14 protein-coding genes are annotated in these 14,518 nt (G+C 62.4%); 5 read left to right on the plus strand and 9 right to left on the minus strand.

Annotated features, from left to right (window positions below; genetic code table 11):
* Positions 1-109 precede the first annotated feature (109 nt).
* Entirely contained in the window at positions 110-1,003 is an 894-nt protein-coding gene (locus B9A31_RS11715; protein ID WP_016711883.1) for a LysR family transcriptional regulator, read from the minus strand.
* A gap of 226 nt (positions 1,004-1,229) precedes the next feature.
* On the opposite strand from B9A31_RS11715, the gene speB reads away from it, so the two are divergent.
* Together speB and B9A31_RS11725 are read left to right on the plus strand one after the other, a co-directional pair.
* On the plus strand, positions 1,230-2,180 hold the full coding sequence (speB, locus tag B9A31_RS11720; RefSeq protein WP_003254586.1) for an agmatinase: 951 nt from the start codon (positions 1,230-1,232) through the stop codon (positions 2,178-2,180).
* A gap of 133 nt (positions 2,181-2,313) precedes the next feature.
* The gene (locus B9A31_RS11725) at positions 2,314-3,693 is read left to right on the plus strand and encodes a sodium:solute symporter family protein (protein WP_016711884.1); all 1,380 of its coding nucleotides are present in this window, start codon (positions 2,314-2,316) and stop codon (positions 3,691-3,693) included.
* Between the two features lie 70 nt (positions 3,694-3,763).
* Here B9A31_RS11725 and B9A31_RS27485 read toward each other — a convergent pair whose 3' ends face one another.
* On the minus strand, positions 3,764-3,892 hold the full coding sequence (locus tag B9A31_RS27485) for a PA1414 family protein (protein WP_009683677.1): 129 nt from the start codon (positions 3,890-3,892) through the stop codon (positions 3,764-3,766).
* A 124-nt stretch (positions 3,893-4,016) separates the two neighbouring features.
* Positions 4,017-4,910: a putrescine utilization regulator PtrR gene (locus tag B9A31_RS11730; RefSeq protein ID WP_019099639.1), complete on the minus strand. Its 894-nt coding sequence runs from the start codon at positions 4,908-4,910 to the stop codon at positions 4,017-4,019.
* A gap of 106 nt (positions 4,911-5,016) precedes the next feature.
* Between B9A31_RS11730 and B9A31_RS11735 the strand changes: the two genes are divergently transcribed.
* Positions 5,017-6,183: an MFS transporter gene (locus tag B9A31_RS11735; RefSeq protein WP_025753881.1), complete on the plus strand. Its 1,167-nt coding sequence runs from the start codon at positions 5,017-5,019 to the stop codon at positions 6,181-6,183.
* On the opposite strand, the gene B9A31_RS11740 is transcribed toward B9A31_RS11735, so the two are convergent.
* A complete protein-coding gene (locus tag B9A31_RS11740; protein ID WP_025753882.1) occupies positions 6,180-7,106 on the minus strand; it encodes a DMT family transporter in 927 nt (308 codons plus the stop codon). The genes B9A31_RS11735 and B9A31_RS11740 overlap by 4 nt on opposite strands.
* Positions 7,107-7,212: 106 nt before the next feature.
* On the minus strand, positions 7,213-7,608 hold the full coding sequence (locus B9A31_RS11745) for a hypothetical protein (RefSeq protein ID WP_019099142.1): 396 nt from the start codon (positions 7,606-7,608) through the stop codon (positions 7,213-7,215).
* Between the two features lie 207 nt (positions 7,609-7,815).
* Here B9A31_RS11745 and B9A31_RS11750 point away from each other — a divergent pair, with 207 nt between their 5' ends.
* Complete coding sequence (locus B9A31_RS11750) at positions 7,816-8,088, plus strand: hypothetical protein (protein WP_019099143.1); 273 nt, start codon at positions 7,816-7,818, stop codon at positions 8,086-8,088.
* 63 nt (positions 8,089-8,151) lie between these two features.
* On the opposite strand, the gene B9A31_RS11755 is transcribed toward B9A31_RS11750, so the two are convergent.
* Complete coding sequence (locus tag B9A31_RS11755) at positions 8,152-9,513, minus strand: DEAD/DEAH box helicase (protein WP_016711890.1); 1,362 nt, start codon at positions 9,511-9,513, stop codon at positions 8,152-8,154.
* 103 nt (positions 9,514-9,616) lie between these two features.
* Here B9A31_RS11755 and B9A31_RS11760 point away from each other — a divergent pair, with 103 nt between their 5' ends.
* A complete protein-coding gene (locus tag B9A31_RS11760; protein WP_016711891.1) occupies positions 9,617-10,918 on the plus strand; it encodes a mechanosensitive ion channel family protein in 1,302 nt (433 codons plus the stop codon).
* A 44-nt stretch (positions 10,919-10,962) separates the two neighbouring features.
* On the opposite strand, the gene B9A31_RS11765 is transcribed toward B9A31_RS11760, so the two are convergent.
* The 3 genes from B9A31_RS11765 to B9A31_RS11775 all read right to left on the minus strand — a co-directional run bounded on the left by B9A31_RS11765 (position 10,963) and on the right by B9A31_RS11775 (position 14,337).
* Positions 10,963-12,339: a purine-cytosine permease family protein gene (locus tag B9A31_RS11765; protein WP_050547879.1), complete on the minus strand. Its 1,377-nt coding sequence runs from the start codon at positions 12,337-12,339 to the stop codon at positions 10,963-10,965.
* Positions 12,340-12,521: 182 nt separating this feature from the next.
* The gene (locus B9A31_RS11770; protein ID WP_084297005.1) at positions 12,522-13,460 is read right to left on the minus strand and encodes an AEC family transporter; all 939 of its coding nucleotides are present in this window, start codon (positions 13,458-13,460) and stop codon (positions 12,522-12,524) included.
* A gap of 1 nt (position 13,461) precedes the next feature.
* Positions 13,462-14,337 carry a carboxylate/amino acid/amine transporter gene (locus tag B9A31_RS11775; RefSeq protein ID WP_019099145.1) on the minus strand — a complete coding sequence of 292 codons (876 nt, stop codon included), beginning with the start codon at positions 14,335-14,337 and terminating at the stop codon, positions 13,462-13,464.
* Positions 14,338-14,518: the final 181 nt, after the last annotated feature.

The raw sequence follows: 14,518 nt of genomic DNA on the forward strand, positions 1-14,518 counted from the left end.
AGGGAAAATCATCAGCGCAAGTTGATATGTAGCAGAGCGCTATCAGGTTAGCGGTCTGCTTTTGCCGGAATTTAGCGCCTCCCGACGGAATGCATGAACACCTTGCTTCTCAGCCCACGTTGAGCTGGCTTTTCAGCAGGTCGCGGAAGGTCTGGATCAAGGGTTCACGGCTACGCCCGCGACGGATGATCAGCGAAAACGGGGCCTGGTAACCAAACGTCGACGGCGACAGCACACGCAAGTCGCCCTTGTCGACCCAGGCCTGGGCGTAATGTTCGGGCAAATAGCCGATATAGGCCCCGGACAGAATCAGGATCAGTTGCGCCTCCATACTCTCCACCGTCGCCGCGCTGTGCTTGAAACCATGCCGGGCCAACTCGGCCTGGCTCCAGTAGCCACGCCCGACCATGCGTTGCTGCGTCACCACCGGCTCAGGGATACGCCGCTCGGTATACAGCGGGTGACGGCTGCTGCAGTACAACCAGTGCTGCTCACGGTACAACGGCTGGTACAGCAGGCCGCTCATGCGCGAGGAGAATGCGCCAATGGCCAGGTCCAGGCGGTTGTCCTGCACACCCAGTTGCAGCTCGTAGGGGCTGGACACCGACAGGTGCAGGTGCACTGCCGGGTGCTCCTGGCTATAGGCGCCAATGGCTTCGGCCAGCGGCAAGGCCCGGTCACCGACCGTGGAGTCGATCACCCCAAGGTTGAGGGTGCCGCGCAGTTCACCCTTGAGGGCAGCGGCATACTGCTCGAAGCCGTCCAGCTCGGCCAACAGGCGCAGGGTTTCCTGGTGGAACAGTTCGCCTTTGCTGGTGAGGCTGAAGCCGCCCCGGCCACGGTGACACAACACGATACCCAAGGCCCCCTCCAACTGGCTCATGTAAGTACTGATGGCCGAGGTTGAAAGGTTCAGCTCGCGCTGGGCGTTGGCAAAGCCCTGGTGGCGCACCACGCTGATAAAGATGCGCAGCAGTTTCAGGTCGGGCAAGGTCGAGGCCATGGTGCAACGGTTCCGCAGGGGTATTTGCGCGCAGTCTAACCGCTCTGCCCTCCTTTAGTTCAGAAATTCCTGAACTAAGTTTTTGTCGGTAGCGATTCTTCCCCGCCACTACCTTCAGCAGACTTGGCCGAAATGTCCCTGCCCGCCGGCAAAACCACACTTGAAATGGCGCGCGGCGGCACAGGTTCGAACAAACAGAACAATCGACCGACTGATGAGGCCCACCGTGGACAAGACTCTCCACCAACCACTGGGCGGCAACGAAATGCCGCGTTTCGGCGGCATCGCCACCATGCTCCGTCTTCCCCACCTGCAGAGCGCCGAAGGCCTGGATGCCGCCTTCATTGGCGTGCCGCTGGACATCGGCACCTCGCTGCGCTCCGGCACCCGCTTCGGCCCACGGCAGATTCGCGCCGAGTCGGTGATGATCCGCCCGTACAACATGGCCACCGGTGCTGCACCGTTCGACTCGCTGTCGGTGGCCGACATCGGCGACGTAGCGATCAACACCTTCAACCTGCTGGACGCCGTGCGCATCATCGAAGAAGCGTATGACGAGATCGTCGAGCACAATGTCATCCCGATGACCCTGGGTGGCGACCACACCATCACCCTGCCGATCCTGCGCGCACTGCACAAGAAGCACGGCAAGATCGGCCTGGTGCACATCGATGCCCACGCCGACGTCAACGACCACATGTTCGGCGAGAAGATCGCCCACGGCACCACCTTCCGCCGCGCTGTGGAAGAAGGCCTGCTCGATTGCGACCGCGTGGTGCAGATAGGCCTGCGCGCCCAGGGCTATACCGCTGACGACTTCAACTGGAGCCGCCGCCAGGGTTTCCGTGTGGTGCAGGCCGAAGAGTGCTGGCACAAGTCGCTGGAGCCACTGATGGCCGAAGTGCGGGAAAAAGTCGGCGGCGGCCCGGTTTACCTGTCGTTCGACATCGACGGCATCGACCCGGCCTGGGCACCTGGCACCGGCACCCCGGAAATCGGCGGCTTGACCACCATCCAGGCGATGGAGATCATTCGCGGCTGCCACGGCCTGGACCTGATCGGCTGTGACCTTGTCGAAGTCTCCCCGCCTTACGACACCACCGGCAACACCTCGCTGCTCGGTGCCAACCTGCTGTTCGAAATGCTCTGCGTGCTACCGGGCGTAGTGCGTCGCTAATACCGCTACACCCCGGCAGGAGCCATGAGGGAGGGCCACTGAGGCCCGCCAACAACACGACAAGACCGCCGGGCGCCGTGCAACCGCCCGCGTGGTCGATCTCGCCATAATAAAGATAATCGGGAGACCCCCAATGGCCTTGGACATCATTGTTGTAATGATTTATACCGCCGGCATGCTCGGGCTTGGCTGGTATGGCATGCGGCGCGCGAAAACCCACGAAGACTACCTGGTAGCCGGGCGCAACCTCGGCCCTGTCTTGTACATGGGCACCATGGCCACGACCGTGCTGGGTGGTGCTTCTACCGTTGGCACCGTACGCCTGGGCTACGTCCACGGCATTTCCGGTTTCTGGCTATGTGCAGCCTTGGGCCTGGGCATCATCGCCATCAACCTGTTCCTCGCCAAACCGTTGCTGCGCCTGCGCATCTTCACCGTGACTCAGGTGCTGGAGCAGCGCTACAACCCGACCGCTCGCCAGGCCAGCGCCGTGATCATGCTGGCTTACGCGCTGATGATCGGCGTGACCTCTACCCTGGCCATGGCCACCGTACTGCAAGTGCTGCTGGACCTGCCATTCTGGGCCTCGCTGATGCTCGGCGGCGGTGTAGTGGTGCTGTACTCCACCATTGGCGGCATGTGGTCGCTGACCCTGACCGACATCGTGCAGTTCGTGATCAAAACCGTCGGCCTGATGTTCATCCTGCTGCCAGTGTGCCTGTACAAGGCCGGTGGCTGGGACACCCTGGTGGCCAAGCTGCCGGCGGCCAGCTTCCAGCTGACCACCATTGGCTGGGACACCATCATCACCTACTTCCTGATCTACTTCTTCGGCATCCTCATCGGCCAGGACATCTGGCAGCGGGTGTTCACCGCCCGTGACGAGAAAGTCTGCCAGCGTGCCGGTACCACCGCTGGTGTGTACTGCGTGCTGTACGGCCTGGCCTGCGCCGCGATCGGCATGGCTGCACATGTGCTGATGCCCGACCTGGCCAACCCGAACAATGCGTTCGCCGAAATGATCAAGACCACCCTGCCCGATGGCATCCGTGGCCTGCTGATGGCGGCAGCGCTGGCAGCCATGATGTCCACCGCCAGTGCCGGCCTGCTGGCGGCCTCGACTACCGTGACCGAAGACCTGCTGCCCAAACTGCGTGGCGGCAAGCAGTCGAGCCTTGGCGTCAGCCGCCTGTTCACCCTGCTCACCGGCCTGGTGGTACTGGGTATCGCGCTGATGGTGAACGACGTGATCAACGCACTGACCCTGGCCTACAACCTGCTGGTCGGCGGCATGCTGATCCCACTGATCGGGGCGATCTTCTGGAAGCGTGCGACCACCGCCGGCGCCATTGCCAGCATGTCGCTGGGCTTTGCCACCGCGCTGCTGTTCATGTTCAAGGACGGGCTGGAGGCCAATACGCCGATCTACTACAGCCTGGCTGTTGGCTTGGTGAGCTTTGTGGTGGTTAGCCTGATGTCCCGTAAACCCGTCGGTGCAGTGAATCTGGCCTGACAGGCAATAAACAATCAGCAGACACAAAAAGGCCGCTGCACCTACTCAGGTGCAGCGGCCTTTGTTTTTGTCAGCGACGACGCGGCTGGCGCTTGCGCTGCTCTTCATCAGTCGGGATCGGCACCGGCTGCAAGGGTGGTGGAATCAGCCCCAAGGCAACCGCCAGGTCGTGGAGCCAGTTGGACAGTGGTTTATTCATAATGCCCCCTTGACGGGTCAGCCTCACGGCAAATCAATCCTGCGATGTTTCATACAGATCATAGCCCGATGTCCTGTATTACGCATGCTTCTGATCTTACAGATAAGGGCCATTTTGACGCGGATCAAGCCGTAACGGCGCATTCCGACGACTGGTTAATCGTTTCGCTTTGTTGCAGGTCGATCCATGCCTGCAAATTGGCACCGCGCATACCCTGACGCCACATCAGCCAGGTGACCGCCTGATCGAACGGTGCTTGCAGACGGTGCACCCTTACCCGGTCGCGCCCTGGCAAGCTGTCGAGCATCGACTGGGCCATCATCGCCACGCCTGCGCCGGCAATCACGCAGGCCAGCATGCTCTGGTAAGACTCGATCTCCATGACCCGGCCCATAGGGGTATGCGCATGGGCATACCAGGCCTCCAGGCGCATGCGGTACGAGCAGCCCTGGCGGAACGTGAACACGGCCTTCCCTGCCACATCCTGGGCGGTATGCACTGCCGGGTGCTCCGGGCTGGTGATCAGCACCAGATGCTCGTCACACAACGGCACACCATCCAGCCCGGCCAGGTTCAGCGGCCCATCCACCAGGGCAGCATCCAGGCGGTGGCTTAGCAAGCCTTCCAGCAGCTCGCCGCTAGGGGCAGCGCGCACCTGCAGGTTCACCGCCGGGTAGGCCTGGTGGTAGCGCGCCAGCAACGCCGGCAAATGGGTTGCCGCCGTGCTGTACATGGTCCCCAGCACAAAATCCCCGGCCGGCTGGCCGCCCCGTACGGCAGCCAGCGCCTCGTCGCGCAAGGCCGACATGCGGTGTGCGTAGTCCAGCAGCACCTTGCCCGCTGGCGATAGCTGCAGGCGCTGGCGTTCACGCAGGAACAGCTCGACGCCCAGTTGCTCTTCCAGTTGGCGCAGGCGCGTCGACAAGTTTGACGGCACCCGATGCAGACGCTCTGCGGCACGGGTGACCGAGCCTTCCTCGGCAACGGCCTGGAAGATACGGAGCTGGCTGAATTCCACGGCATTCTCCAAAACAGAACAACTTGATCATCATTATTCAATTTTATTGAAAAAGAAACCGCCCTAACCTGCCGGCTATCGCTTACATCCGTGCAGGAGACTTGTCATGTCGCCACTTATCCAACTGCTGGCCAGCGCCGTGGCGCTGATGATGGCCATGGGCATCGGCCGTTTCGCCCTCACGCCACAATTGCCGCAACTGATCGCCGAAGGCCAGTTCGACCTGGCGGTTGCCGGGCTGGTCGCGGCAGCCAACTACCTGGGCTATTTCATTGGCGCGGTAGATGCCATGTTCGCCCGCTCACCCGGCCAGGTGCGACTGCGCCTGCAGGGTGGGCTGTGGTTGTGCGTGCTGCTGACCCTGGCCTCGTGGGCCGCTGAGGGGTTGTGGAGCCACCTGCTGCTGCGCTTTGGTACCGGCGTGGCCAGTGCGTGGGTGCTGGTGATGATCACCAGCCTCAGCCAGCAAGTGGCCAATGCACACAACCGCCAGCGCCAAGGCGCCCTGGTGTTCGCCGGGCCAGGCCTGGGCATTGCCATGACCGGGCTGCTGGCCTTGGTGTCGCATGTGCTGGGGCTGGGCTCGGCAGCCCTGTGGCTGATCTATGCCGTGGCGGCGCTGATGATGTTGCTGGCCGTGCGGCCATGGCTGCCACGCGCCCTGCAAGCGGCGCCAGCCCCGTCGCCAGTGCGCCAATGCCCGACCCGCAGCGTGGGCATTGGCCGCCTGGGGCTGGTGTATGCGCTCTACGGCGTCGGTTACATCCTGCCGGCCACCTTCCTGTCGCAAATGGCCAGCCAACAGTTCCAGGGGCAGTGGCAGGCCGACCTGTTCTGGCCGGCGTTTGGCCTGGCGGCGGCCTTGGGCGTGCTGCTGGTAAGCCTGCGCCGTGGCGGCCGCACCTCAACCTGGCTGACCGCCACGCTGTGGCTGCAAGGGGTCGGCGTGCTGGCCTGCCTGTTGGGCGGGGGCATCGGGCTGGCGCTGGGCGTGGTGCTGTGTGGCGGGCCGTTCCTGGCCTGCATGCAACTGGTAATGCAACGCTCGCGAGAGCTGGCACCCCATGCCACGCAACGCAATGCCGGGCTATTGACCGCATGCTTTGCCCTGGGGCAGCTGAGTGGCCCGCTGCTGGCAGCACTCAGCATCCAAAACAGCGGCGGGCTGCAGCCGGCGCTGATGGCGGCGGCAGGCGGGTTGGTGGTGGCCGGGGGGCTGGTGAGGTTGGCACGCAGCGAGCGGGCCGGCGGCGCCTGCCCTGCAAACCTTTAACCTACATACCGCCGTAACTGCTTCTTCACCCAAGGCTCGGCACTTACCAGAATGACCCCCAGCAGCACCATCAACGCGCCAATCACAAAGTTGACGCTCAGCGGCTCATCCAGCAGCAGTACACCAAAGGTCACCCCGAACAGCGGGGTGATGAACGAAAACACAGCGAGGTTTGATGCCAGGTACTTGCGCAGCAACCAGAACCAGGTCAGGTAGCTGACGAACGACACCACAATCCCCTGGAACAGCACACTGCCCATGGCCAATGGCGTCAGCGACACGGCCCCGATCTGCCCACTGAGCAAGGCAATCAGCAACAGCCCGGCAAAACCCACCGCCAGCTGATAGAACAGGGTCAAGGTCGCCGGCGCCTCCGACAGCCGTGAGCAACGCACCACCACCGTGGTCGCGCCCCAGGCCAGGCCGGCGATTACACCGAAGGCATCACCCAGCAGCATGCGGCCATCCATCTCCTCGAACGACATGCCACCGGCAAACGCCATGGCAATGCCACCAAATGCCAGCAAAATCCCCAGCCACTGCAACAGCCTCAGGCGCTCGCTGGGTAACCGGAAATGCAAGCCCAACGCGGTAAACACCGGTGCGGTATAGAGGAACACCGACATGTGCGCGGCCGACGTCAGCTTCAGCCCCTCGGCAATGAACAGGAATTCAAGGCCGAACAACCCACCCGCCACCACCCCGGCGCGCCATGTACTGCCGACCTGTTCCCAGCCACCGCGCCAGCACAACATCAGGCCTACCAGAACGGCGGCGATACCATTGCGCAGGGCCGCTTGCATCACCGGGGCGATATCCACGGCGGCGGTTTTGATCAGCACCTGCTGGCAACCCCAGATCAGGCACAGCCCCAGCATCACCTGGAAAGCGAAGGCATCAGGGTTCTTGCGGACCGCGCTCATGGGCGGGCCTCTGGTGTGATCGTCGGCATGGGCAAGGGCTCGGCAATATTCAGAAGTTACCGATTATCGGGTTTCCGTGCCCACCCTTGCCAGCCTCAAAACGACCTCAAGCAATCTGCGCCTTCGCTGACACCTGTTCGAAGGTGGCTTCATCCAGCGCATCCGCCTGCTCGTCCAGCACCTGACGCGGGTGCTCGAAGCCGGGGATGCTGCTATCGATCAGGCTCATCAGGCGCAAACCGCGCTCGGTCAACACAAAGTTTTCGCCATTGCCGCCCTCTTCTTCAGGCCGGCTTGCGATGAAGCCACGCTTGAACAGCAGCTTCTCGTACTCACAGGCCAGGGTTTTAAGCAGGTCCAGGTCTCCCACCGGCTCACCTTTGGCAGCCAGCGATGCTGCGTGCTGCTCGGCATAGGGGCGTGGGGTAAAGCTGTGACCAGCGCCGTTCTGCACCTCGTGCAACAAGCGCTCGATCAGGTCCCAGTCGTAGGGGATGCTCATGGTGATGGGCTCCAGCTGTGGACGGAAGGGGTACACAGGTTGGGACCGGAGAGTGAGTGGTGACGTTCCGGAAAGTTGAATGAGAGCCACGATATGAGTGCCCCACCTCGCTGGATGACTAACCGTTATCGCCATCGGTCGCAATCGCTGAACTTGCCCGCGCCTTTTGCCCTCCACCGCGCATAACCACCGCTGGAGGTAAAAAGGATGAAACCGCTGCTGCCCCTTACTTGCGCCATCGCCCTGTCCTGCGCCCTGCCCGCCTGGGCCTGCACACCGGAAGAAGCAACGCAGAAACGTGAAGAGCTGGCCGGGCTGGTTACCCAATTGACCGAGCAGAACCCGCAGAAGGCCAAGGAGATCAATGACGAGCTTCAGGGGATGGACCTGGAGACGGCGAGCAAGGACTTGCCCGACAAGTGTCAGCTGATTGACCAGCGGATCAAGGAGTTGAAAACGGCGGAGAAGAAGGCTGAGTAGTTGGCGCCTGTGCTGGCTTCTTCGCGGGCAAGCCCGCGAAGAAGCCAACACCGCTACTGAATGTTACTCAGTAGCCGGCTTGCGCTTTTTCAGTGGCGCCAGGCCATCAGCGCTGGCCAGCGGTGCATTTGGCCTCGGTTTGGCGGTCGGCTTGCGCTTGGCGGCAGCTTTCTTATCGCCGCCCTTCTTGTCTACCTTCTTCTTCTTGGCCCCAACAGCCTTGCCCGACGCCTTGACCTTCTTCGGCCCGCTGTAAGTACCCTTCACTTCCTTGATCACCCGGCGCTCGAACTGCTGCTTGAGGTAGCGCTCGATGCTCGACATCAGGTTCCAGTCATTGTGGGTGATCAGCGAGATTGCCAGGCCTTCGCCACCGGCGCGGCCGGTACGGCCCACACGGTGCACGTACTCGTCACCGCTGCGTGGCATGTCGAAGTTGATCACCAGGTCCAGGCCGTCGATGTCCAGGCCGCGGGCTGCGACGTCGGTGGCCACGAGCACCTTGGAGCTGCCTTGCTTGAAGCGCTCGATGGCCAGCTTGCGGTCCTTCTGGTCCTTTTCGCCGTGCAGCACGAATGCCTTCACGTCCTTGGCCACCAGGTGGCCGTAGATACGGTCGGCCAGGGCGCGGGTGTTGGTGAAGATGATCGCCTTGTCGAAGGTTTCGTTGGCCAGCAGCCACTGCACGATGGCTTCTTTGTGCTGGTCGTGGTCGGCGGTGATGATTTGCTGGCGGGTGCCTTCGGCCAGCTGCGACACGCTGTTGAGCATCAGGTGCTCAGGGTCTTTCAGCACCTTGCCGATGATGTCGCGCAGGGCAGCGCCACCGGTGGTGGCCGAGAACAGCAGGGTTTGCTCGCGGTTCTCGCACTCCTTGCACAGGCGCTCCATGTCTTCGGCGAAGCCCATGTCGAGCATGCGGTCGGCCTCGTCGAGGATCAGTACCTGCACGTGGGACAGGTCCAGGTTACCGGCATTGAGCTGCTCCAGCAGGCGGCCCGGGGTGCCGATCAGCACGTCCGGCACCTTGCGCAGCATGGCGGCCTGTTCCTTGAAGTCTTCACCGCCGGTGACCAGGCCCGCCTTGATGTAGGTGAACTGCGAGAACAGCTGCACTTGCTTGAGGGTCTGCTGGGCCAGCTCGCGGGTCGGCAGCAGGATCAGCGAGCGGATCTCTACCCGTCCACCTTTCAGGTCGACCAGGCGGTTCAGCAGCGGCAGCACGAAGGCTGCCGTTTTACCGCTGCCGGTCTGCGCGGTCACACGCAGGTCACGCCCTTGCAGGGCCAAGGGAATGGCCGCGGCCTGCACCGGGGTTGGCTCGACAAATTTAAGCTCGGCCACGGCTTTAAGCAGGCGTTCATGCAGGGCGAATTGGGAGAACACGGAGGTAACCTCGGGCAAGTGCGGGAAATTCAGTTGCATAGGGTAACGTTTTCTGCCGGCTTAGCCGAATTTCTTTTGGCAACTTTGCCGCCATCCGCGCTCTAATGGCACTTCGTTTCGCAACAAGACTGTACGCAAGCCCATGGATATCCAACGAATCTGGCGTGACTCCCTCGACCTGTGGGGCACCCTCGACCAACACCCCATGCTGCACGCGGCCATTGGCCTGGCGGTGCTGCTGCTGATTTCCCTGGTCATCGGCCGGCTGGCACGCTTCCTGGTACTGCACAGCGCCCGCCTGCTGGCACGCCAACCGGCGCTGAAGTGGCTGGACGACCTGCGCCACAACAAGGTGTTCCATCGCCTGGCACAAACCACACCGTCGCTGGTGCTGCAGTTTGGCCTGAAGCTGGTGCCAGAGCTGTCCGACACCGCCCAGCACTTCCTCGGCAATGTCGCCCTGGCCTTCACGCTGCTGTTCATGACCCTGGCGCTGTCGTGCCTGCTGGATGCCCTGCTCGACATCTACGCCCGCACCGAACACGCCCGCACCCGCTCGATCAAGGGCTACGTGCAGCTGGCCAAGATGATGCTGTGGATTTTCGCCGCCATCGTCATCATCGCCACCCTGATCGACCGCTCGCCGCTGTTGCTGCTGTCTGGCCTGGGTGCCATGTCGGCGGTGCTGCTGTTGGTGTACAAGGACACCCTGCTGTCGTTCGTCGCCAGCGTGCAGCTGACCAGCAACGACATGCTGCATGTGGGCGACTGGATCGAAATGCCGCAGGTGGGTGCCGATGGCGATGTGGTGGACATCACCCTTCACACCGTCAAGGTACAGAACTTCGACAAGACCATCGTCTCCATCCCCACCTGGCGCCTGATGAGCGAGTCGTTCCGCAACTACCGCGGCATGCAGCAGTCCGGTGGCCGGCGGATCAAGCGCAGCTTGTTCATTGATGCCGCTGGGGTACGCTTCCTCACCCGCGAAGAGGAACAGCGCCTGAGCCAGGTGCAGCTGCTGGGCGACTACCTGGCCGGCAAGCGCCAGGAGCTGCAAAACTGGAACGAGGCCCTGGGGCCGGTGGCGGAGCTGGCGGCCAACCGCCGCAAACTGACCAACATCGGCACCTTCCGCGCCTTTGCCCTGGCCTACCTTAAGAACCACCCCAACGTGCACCCGAACATGACCTGCATGGTGCGACAGATGCAGACCACCGCCGAGGGTGTGCCGCTGGAGATCTACTGCTTCACCACCACCACGGTATGGGCAGACTACGAACGCATCCAGGGGGATATTTTCGACTATCTGCTGGCCGTGTTGCCGGAGTTCGGCTTGGGCCTTTATCAGCAGCCAAGTGGCAATGACATGCGGGCCGGGTTGGCGGGGCGCACAACGCCGGAATCGGCGCCGCGCCGCCTGGAAGCGATGAGCGAGGCTTGAATCACAGGGGCTGCATTGCAGCCCTTTCGCTTTTCAAGGCAGCCCTAGGGCGCACATTCCAGGGTTGTCGAAAGCGGCTTGCTTTCGCGCCCGTGGACCATGCAGTACAGCGCGCCGGCCAGGATCAAGCCCATGGCCCAACTGATGTCCACACCCAGCCATTCGGCCACGAAACCCGTGTAGAACGACAGTTTCATGAACGGGATGGTGCCGATGATCGACACGGCGTACACCGCCAGGCTTCGACGATTGAAACGTCCGTAGCGCCCCTTGGCGTCATACAGCGCTCCCACATCATAGTGACCCCGGCACACCCAGTAGTAGTCCACCAGGTTGATCGCGCTCCAAGGGATAAGCAGGTACAACTGGCCGATCAGGATGTCGGCAAAGAATGTGTCGAAGTTGTACTGGGTGGCGATGGCGATCACCGTTGCCGCTGCGGTCAGGCAGGCCATTACCATGGCTTTGGCAGTTGAGGTCACGTGAGCGATCGTCTTGAACGCACCAAAGATCGTGACTGACGACATGTACGCGCTGTACAGGCACAGGACGTTGTACTGGATCACCCCCAGTGCGATCACTGCCAGCGCCAACGGCGCCAACGGGCCAAACAACGCGGCAATGGCCGTTGCAGGGTCATGCCCCAGTGCGGCGGGTAGTTCCACGGCCACCAGCGCACCCAATGCCATCATGGCGAAGGAGCCCAGCGCACAACCGCAATAGGTAGCCCAGAACGTGGCGCGAGGGTTGACGTTGGCCGGGAGGTACCGCGAGTAGTCGGCCACATAGGGGCCATAGCCCAGCGTCCAGGAGGCAGACTGGGCAACGATCAGGTTGAAGGCGGCGAACGAAAAGCCTGTGCTCACCGCCGTTGTGCTTTCGAGGCCGCCAGGGTGCAGCAGGATCAGCATCAGGGCGCCAGCAAAAACCAGGGTGGACAGCAGGCTCATCCAAGCCCCCAGGCGGTGGATGAGTTCGTAGCCGATAAAGCCAATGATAAAGGTCAGTACGCCCACCACCACAATGGCTTGGCCATCGCTCATGGGCATCAGCGCCTGCAGCGCTTCACGCATCAGCACGCCGCTTGCGGCGAGGAACAAGACGGCAGCCGTGACCATCACCAGCAACGGGATCGCCGCGCCGTGAACACCGAATTGGGCCCGGCTCTGGATCATCTGTGGCACGCCAAGGTGAGGGCCCTGGGCAGAGTGCGCCGCCATGAACACGGTGCCGATCAGGTTGCCGACCAGCAGGCCCAACAATGTCCAGCCAAAACTTAGCCCCGACGCGGCTCCCAGGGTGCCGACCATCAGTGCGGTTATCTGGAAGTTGGAGCTGAACCAGATGGTGAACAGTCGTTTAGGCGTGCCATAACGCTCAGCGTGTGGGACAAATTCGATACTTCGCGTTTCTAGCTTCACGCCGGTCTCCCGATTCATTTTCATGATTATCGGGTAGGCACCGGCGTGATTTGGGCTCAGTAACGAACGCGTCATAGCTGGTTGCGCCATGGCATGCTCGATAACGTCAGGGCCGATGAGCGGCCCCGTACCGACAGGAAAACGCATTGTTTGTAGGCGCGAGTTTATACGCAAAGAGGCCTTCAGCTACCCGCATACCCCAGCAGATACAACAGCCCGGTCAAGGTCACCAGCGAAGCCACGGTCGATAACAGGATCGTCCGCGATATCAGCCCCGCCTCGCGGTTGTAATACTCCGCCAGCATGAACGGCCCGGTCCCTGTCGGCAGTGCCGCCAACAGCACCGCCGAAGCCGCCCACATGCTCGGCAGGCTGAACACCTTGTACGCCAGCACCCAGGTCAGCGCCGGCTGCCCTACCAGCTTCAACCCCACCAACGGCCACGGACTGGCCTGTGCGCCGGTACGCTTTTCCGCCAGGAACGCGCCCAGCGATATCAAGGCGCACGGCGTGGTAGCCAACGCCAGCATGTCGAGAAAGTGCATCACCGGCTCGGCCAGCCCCAACCCGGTCATGGCCCAGCCAGCACCCGCCAGCGGCGAAATCACCAGCGGGTTCTTCGCCAGCGCCTTGCCCACCACCACGATGGCGCGGCCAATATGCCGCTCTTCCTGCAAACCGATCTCGATCAGTGTCAGCGAAATGGCGAACACCAGGCACACGACGATCAACGACGAGATCAGGGCCGGCTGCAAGCCTGCCTGACCGAACAGCAACAGACACAAGGGGATGCCGATATAGCCGGTATTGGCATAGCCCGCACTGAGCCCGTCGATGCTCGATGCCACCAGGCCATGGCCGCTGTACAGCCGCCACGCCAGCGTGAACACGAACATGGCCAAGGCACCCGCACCAAAGGCCACGATGAACCCAGGATGCCAGATCTCACTCCAGGTGGCGGTGGCGGTGACCTTGAACAGCAACGCCGGCAGGCACAGCCAGACCACCATCTTGTTGATTTCGGCGGCGGCCTTGTCGCCGAGTTTGTTGGTCTTGCGGCACAAGTAGCCAACCAGGATCAAAGCGAAGATCGGCGCAACAATGACGAAAATGGTGTGCATGTCAGGCTTTGCCGACCAGCGGAGACTGCGCGCGCCCCCCCAGACGGCTCAACCACACCGACGCCAGGATGATTCCGCCGCCGATGAACAGCCGCCCCAGCGGCTCGTGCTGGTTCCAGATCAACAGGTTCAGCAGCAGCCCTACCGGTACATGCAGGTTGTTCATCACCGCCAACGTACCGCCAGACACCAGGCACGCGCCCTTGTTCCACCAGTACAGGCCCAGCGCCGTCGGGCACAGGCCCAGGAACAGGAGCACCAGCCATTGCACATCGGTGCTCGGCAGGTGCTGGGCGTTGCCGAACAGCAGGAAGGCCGGCAACACCACCAGCAAGGCGCCCAGGTAGAAGTAGCCGAAGCGCGCGTAATGTGGCAGGTCGCTGGGGTGGCGCGCGACCAGGTGGCGGTACAGCACCTGGCCAGCGGCATAGGTGAAGTTGGCCAGTTGCAGCAGCAGGAAGCCGATGAAGAACTCGCCGCTGATGCTGTCGAAGCGGATCACCGCCGCACCGCCCACGGCAACCAGCGCGGCCAGCAGCGCCCACGGGTTGAAACGCCGGTTCATGGCGTCTTCGATCAGCGTCACATGCAGTGGCGTGAGGATGGTGAACAGCAGCACTTCCGGCACGGTCAGCACGCGGAAGCTTAGGTACAGGCAGACGTAGGTGATGCCGTACTGCAGCGCGCCGATCAACAGCATCGAGCGCATGAAACGCGGCTCGACCTGGCGCCAGCGGGTCAATGGCAGGAACACCAGGCCTGCCAGCACCACCCGTGCGAGCACAGCAAAATAGCTGTCGACGTGCCCGGCCAGGTACTCGCCGATCAGGCTGAAGGAAAACGCCTGGATCAGCGCGACGATTATCAGGTAGCCCATGGTTGTCTCTCGTGAATCAAGGCCGCGACCTTAGCGGGTTGCGGCAAATGAGTTCAACCATGAGGAATGTAAGGGCTGAACCGGCCCCCACGGAAGCCCAGGCATAAAAAAGCCCGGCCATTGGCCGGGCAGGTACACCCAAAGGAGCAACAAACAGGTGTCAGGGTTGGGAATTCGTTGA

This window comes from Pseudomonas sp. URIL14HWK12:I5 (genome assembly GCF_900176445.1).
Taxonomy (GTDB): Bacteria; Pseudomonadota; Gammaproteobacteria; order Pseudomonadales; family Pseudomonadaceae; genus Aquipseudomonas; species Aquipseudomonas monteilii.

Excerpts from the sequence above, each read along its gene's own strand:
- B9A31_RS11715 (WP_016711883.1), bottom strand. The coding sequence starts at position 1,003 with ATGGCCTCGACCTTGCCCGACCTGAAACTGCTGCGCATCTTTATCAGC.
- B9A31_RS11725 (WP_016711884.1), top strand. The coding sequence starts at position 2,314 with ATGGCCTTGGACATCATTGTTGTAATGATTTATACCGCCGGCATGCTC.
- B9A31_RS27485 (WP_009683677.1), bottom strand. The coding sequence starts at position 3,892 with ATGAATAAACCACTGTCCAACTGGCTCCACGACCTGGCGGTTGCCTTG.
- B9A31_RS11735 (WP_025753881.1), top strand. The coding sequence starts at position 5,017 with ATGTCGCCACTTATCCAACTGCTGGCCAGCGCCGTGGCGCTGATGATG.
- B9A31_RS11740 (WP_025753882.1), bottom strand. The coding sequence starts at position 7,106 with ATGAGCGCGGTCCGCAAGAACCCTGATGCCTTCGCTTTCCAGGTGATG.
- B9A31_RS11745 (WP_019099142.1), bottom strand. The coding sequence starts at position 7,608 with ATGAGCATCCCCTACGACTGGGACCTGATCGAGCGCTTGTTGCACGAG.
- B9A31_RS11750 (WP_019099143.1), top strand. The coding sequence starts at position 7,816 with ATGAAACCGCTGCTGCCCCTTACTTGCGCCATCGCCCTGTCCTGCGCC.
- B9A31_RS11755 (WP_016711890.1), bottom strand. The coding sequence starts at position 9,513 with ATGCAACTGAATTTCCCGCACTTGCCCGAGGTTACCTCCGTGTTCTCC.
- B9A31_RS11760 (WP_016711891.1), top strand. The coding sequence starts at position 9,617 with ATGGATATCCAACGAATCTGGCGTGACTCCCTCGACCTGTGGGGCACC.
- B9A31_RS11770 (WP_084297005.1), bottom strand. The coding sequence starts at position 13,460 with ATGCACACCATTTTCGTCATTGTTGCGCCGATCTTCGCTTTGATCCTG.
- B9A31_RS11775 (WP_019099145.1), bottom strand. The coding sequence starts at position 14,337 with ATGGGCTACCTGATAATCGTCGCGCTGATCCAGGCGTTTTCCTTCAGC.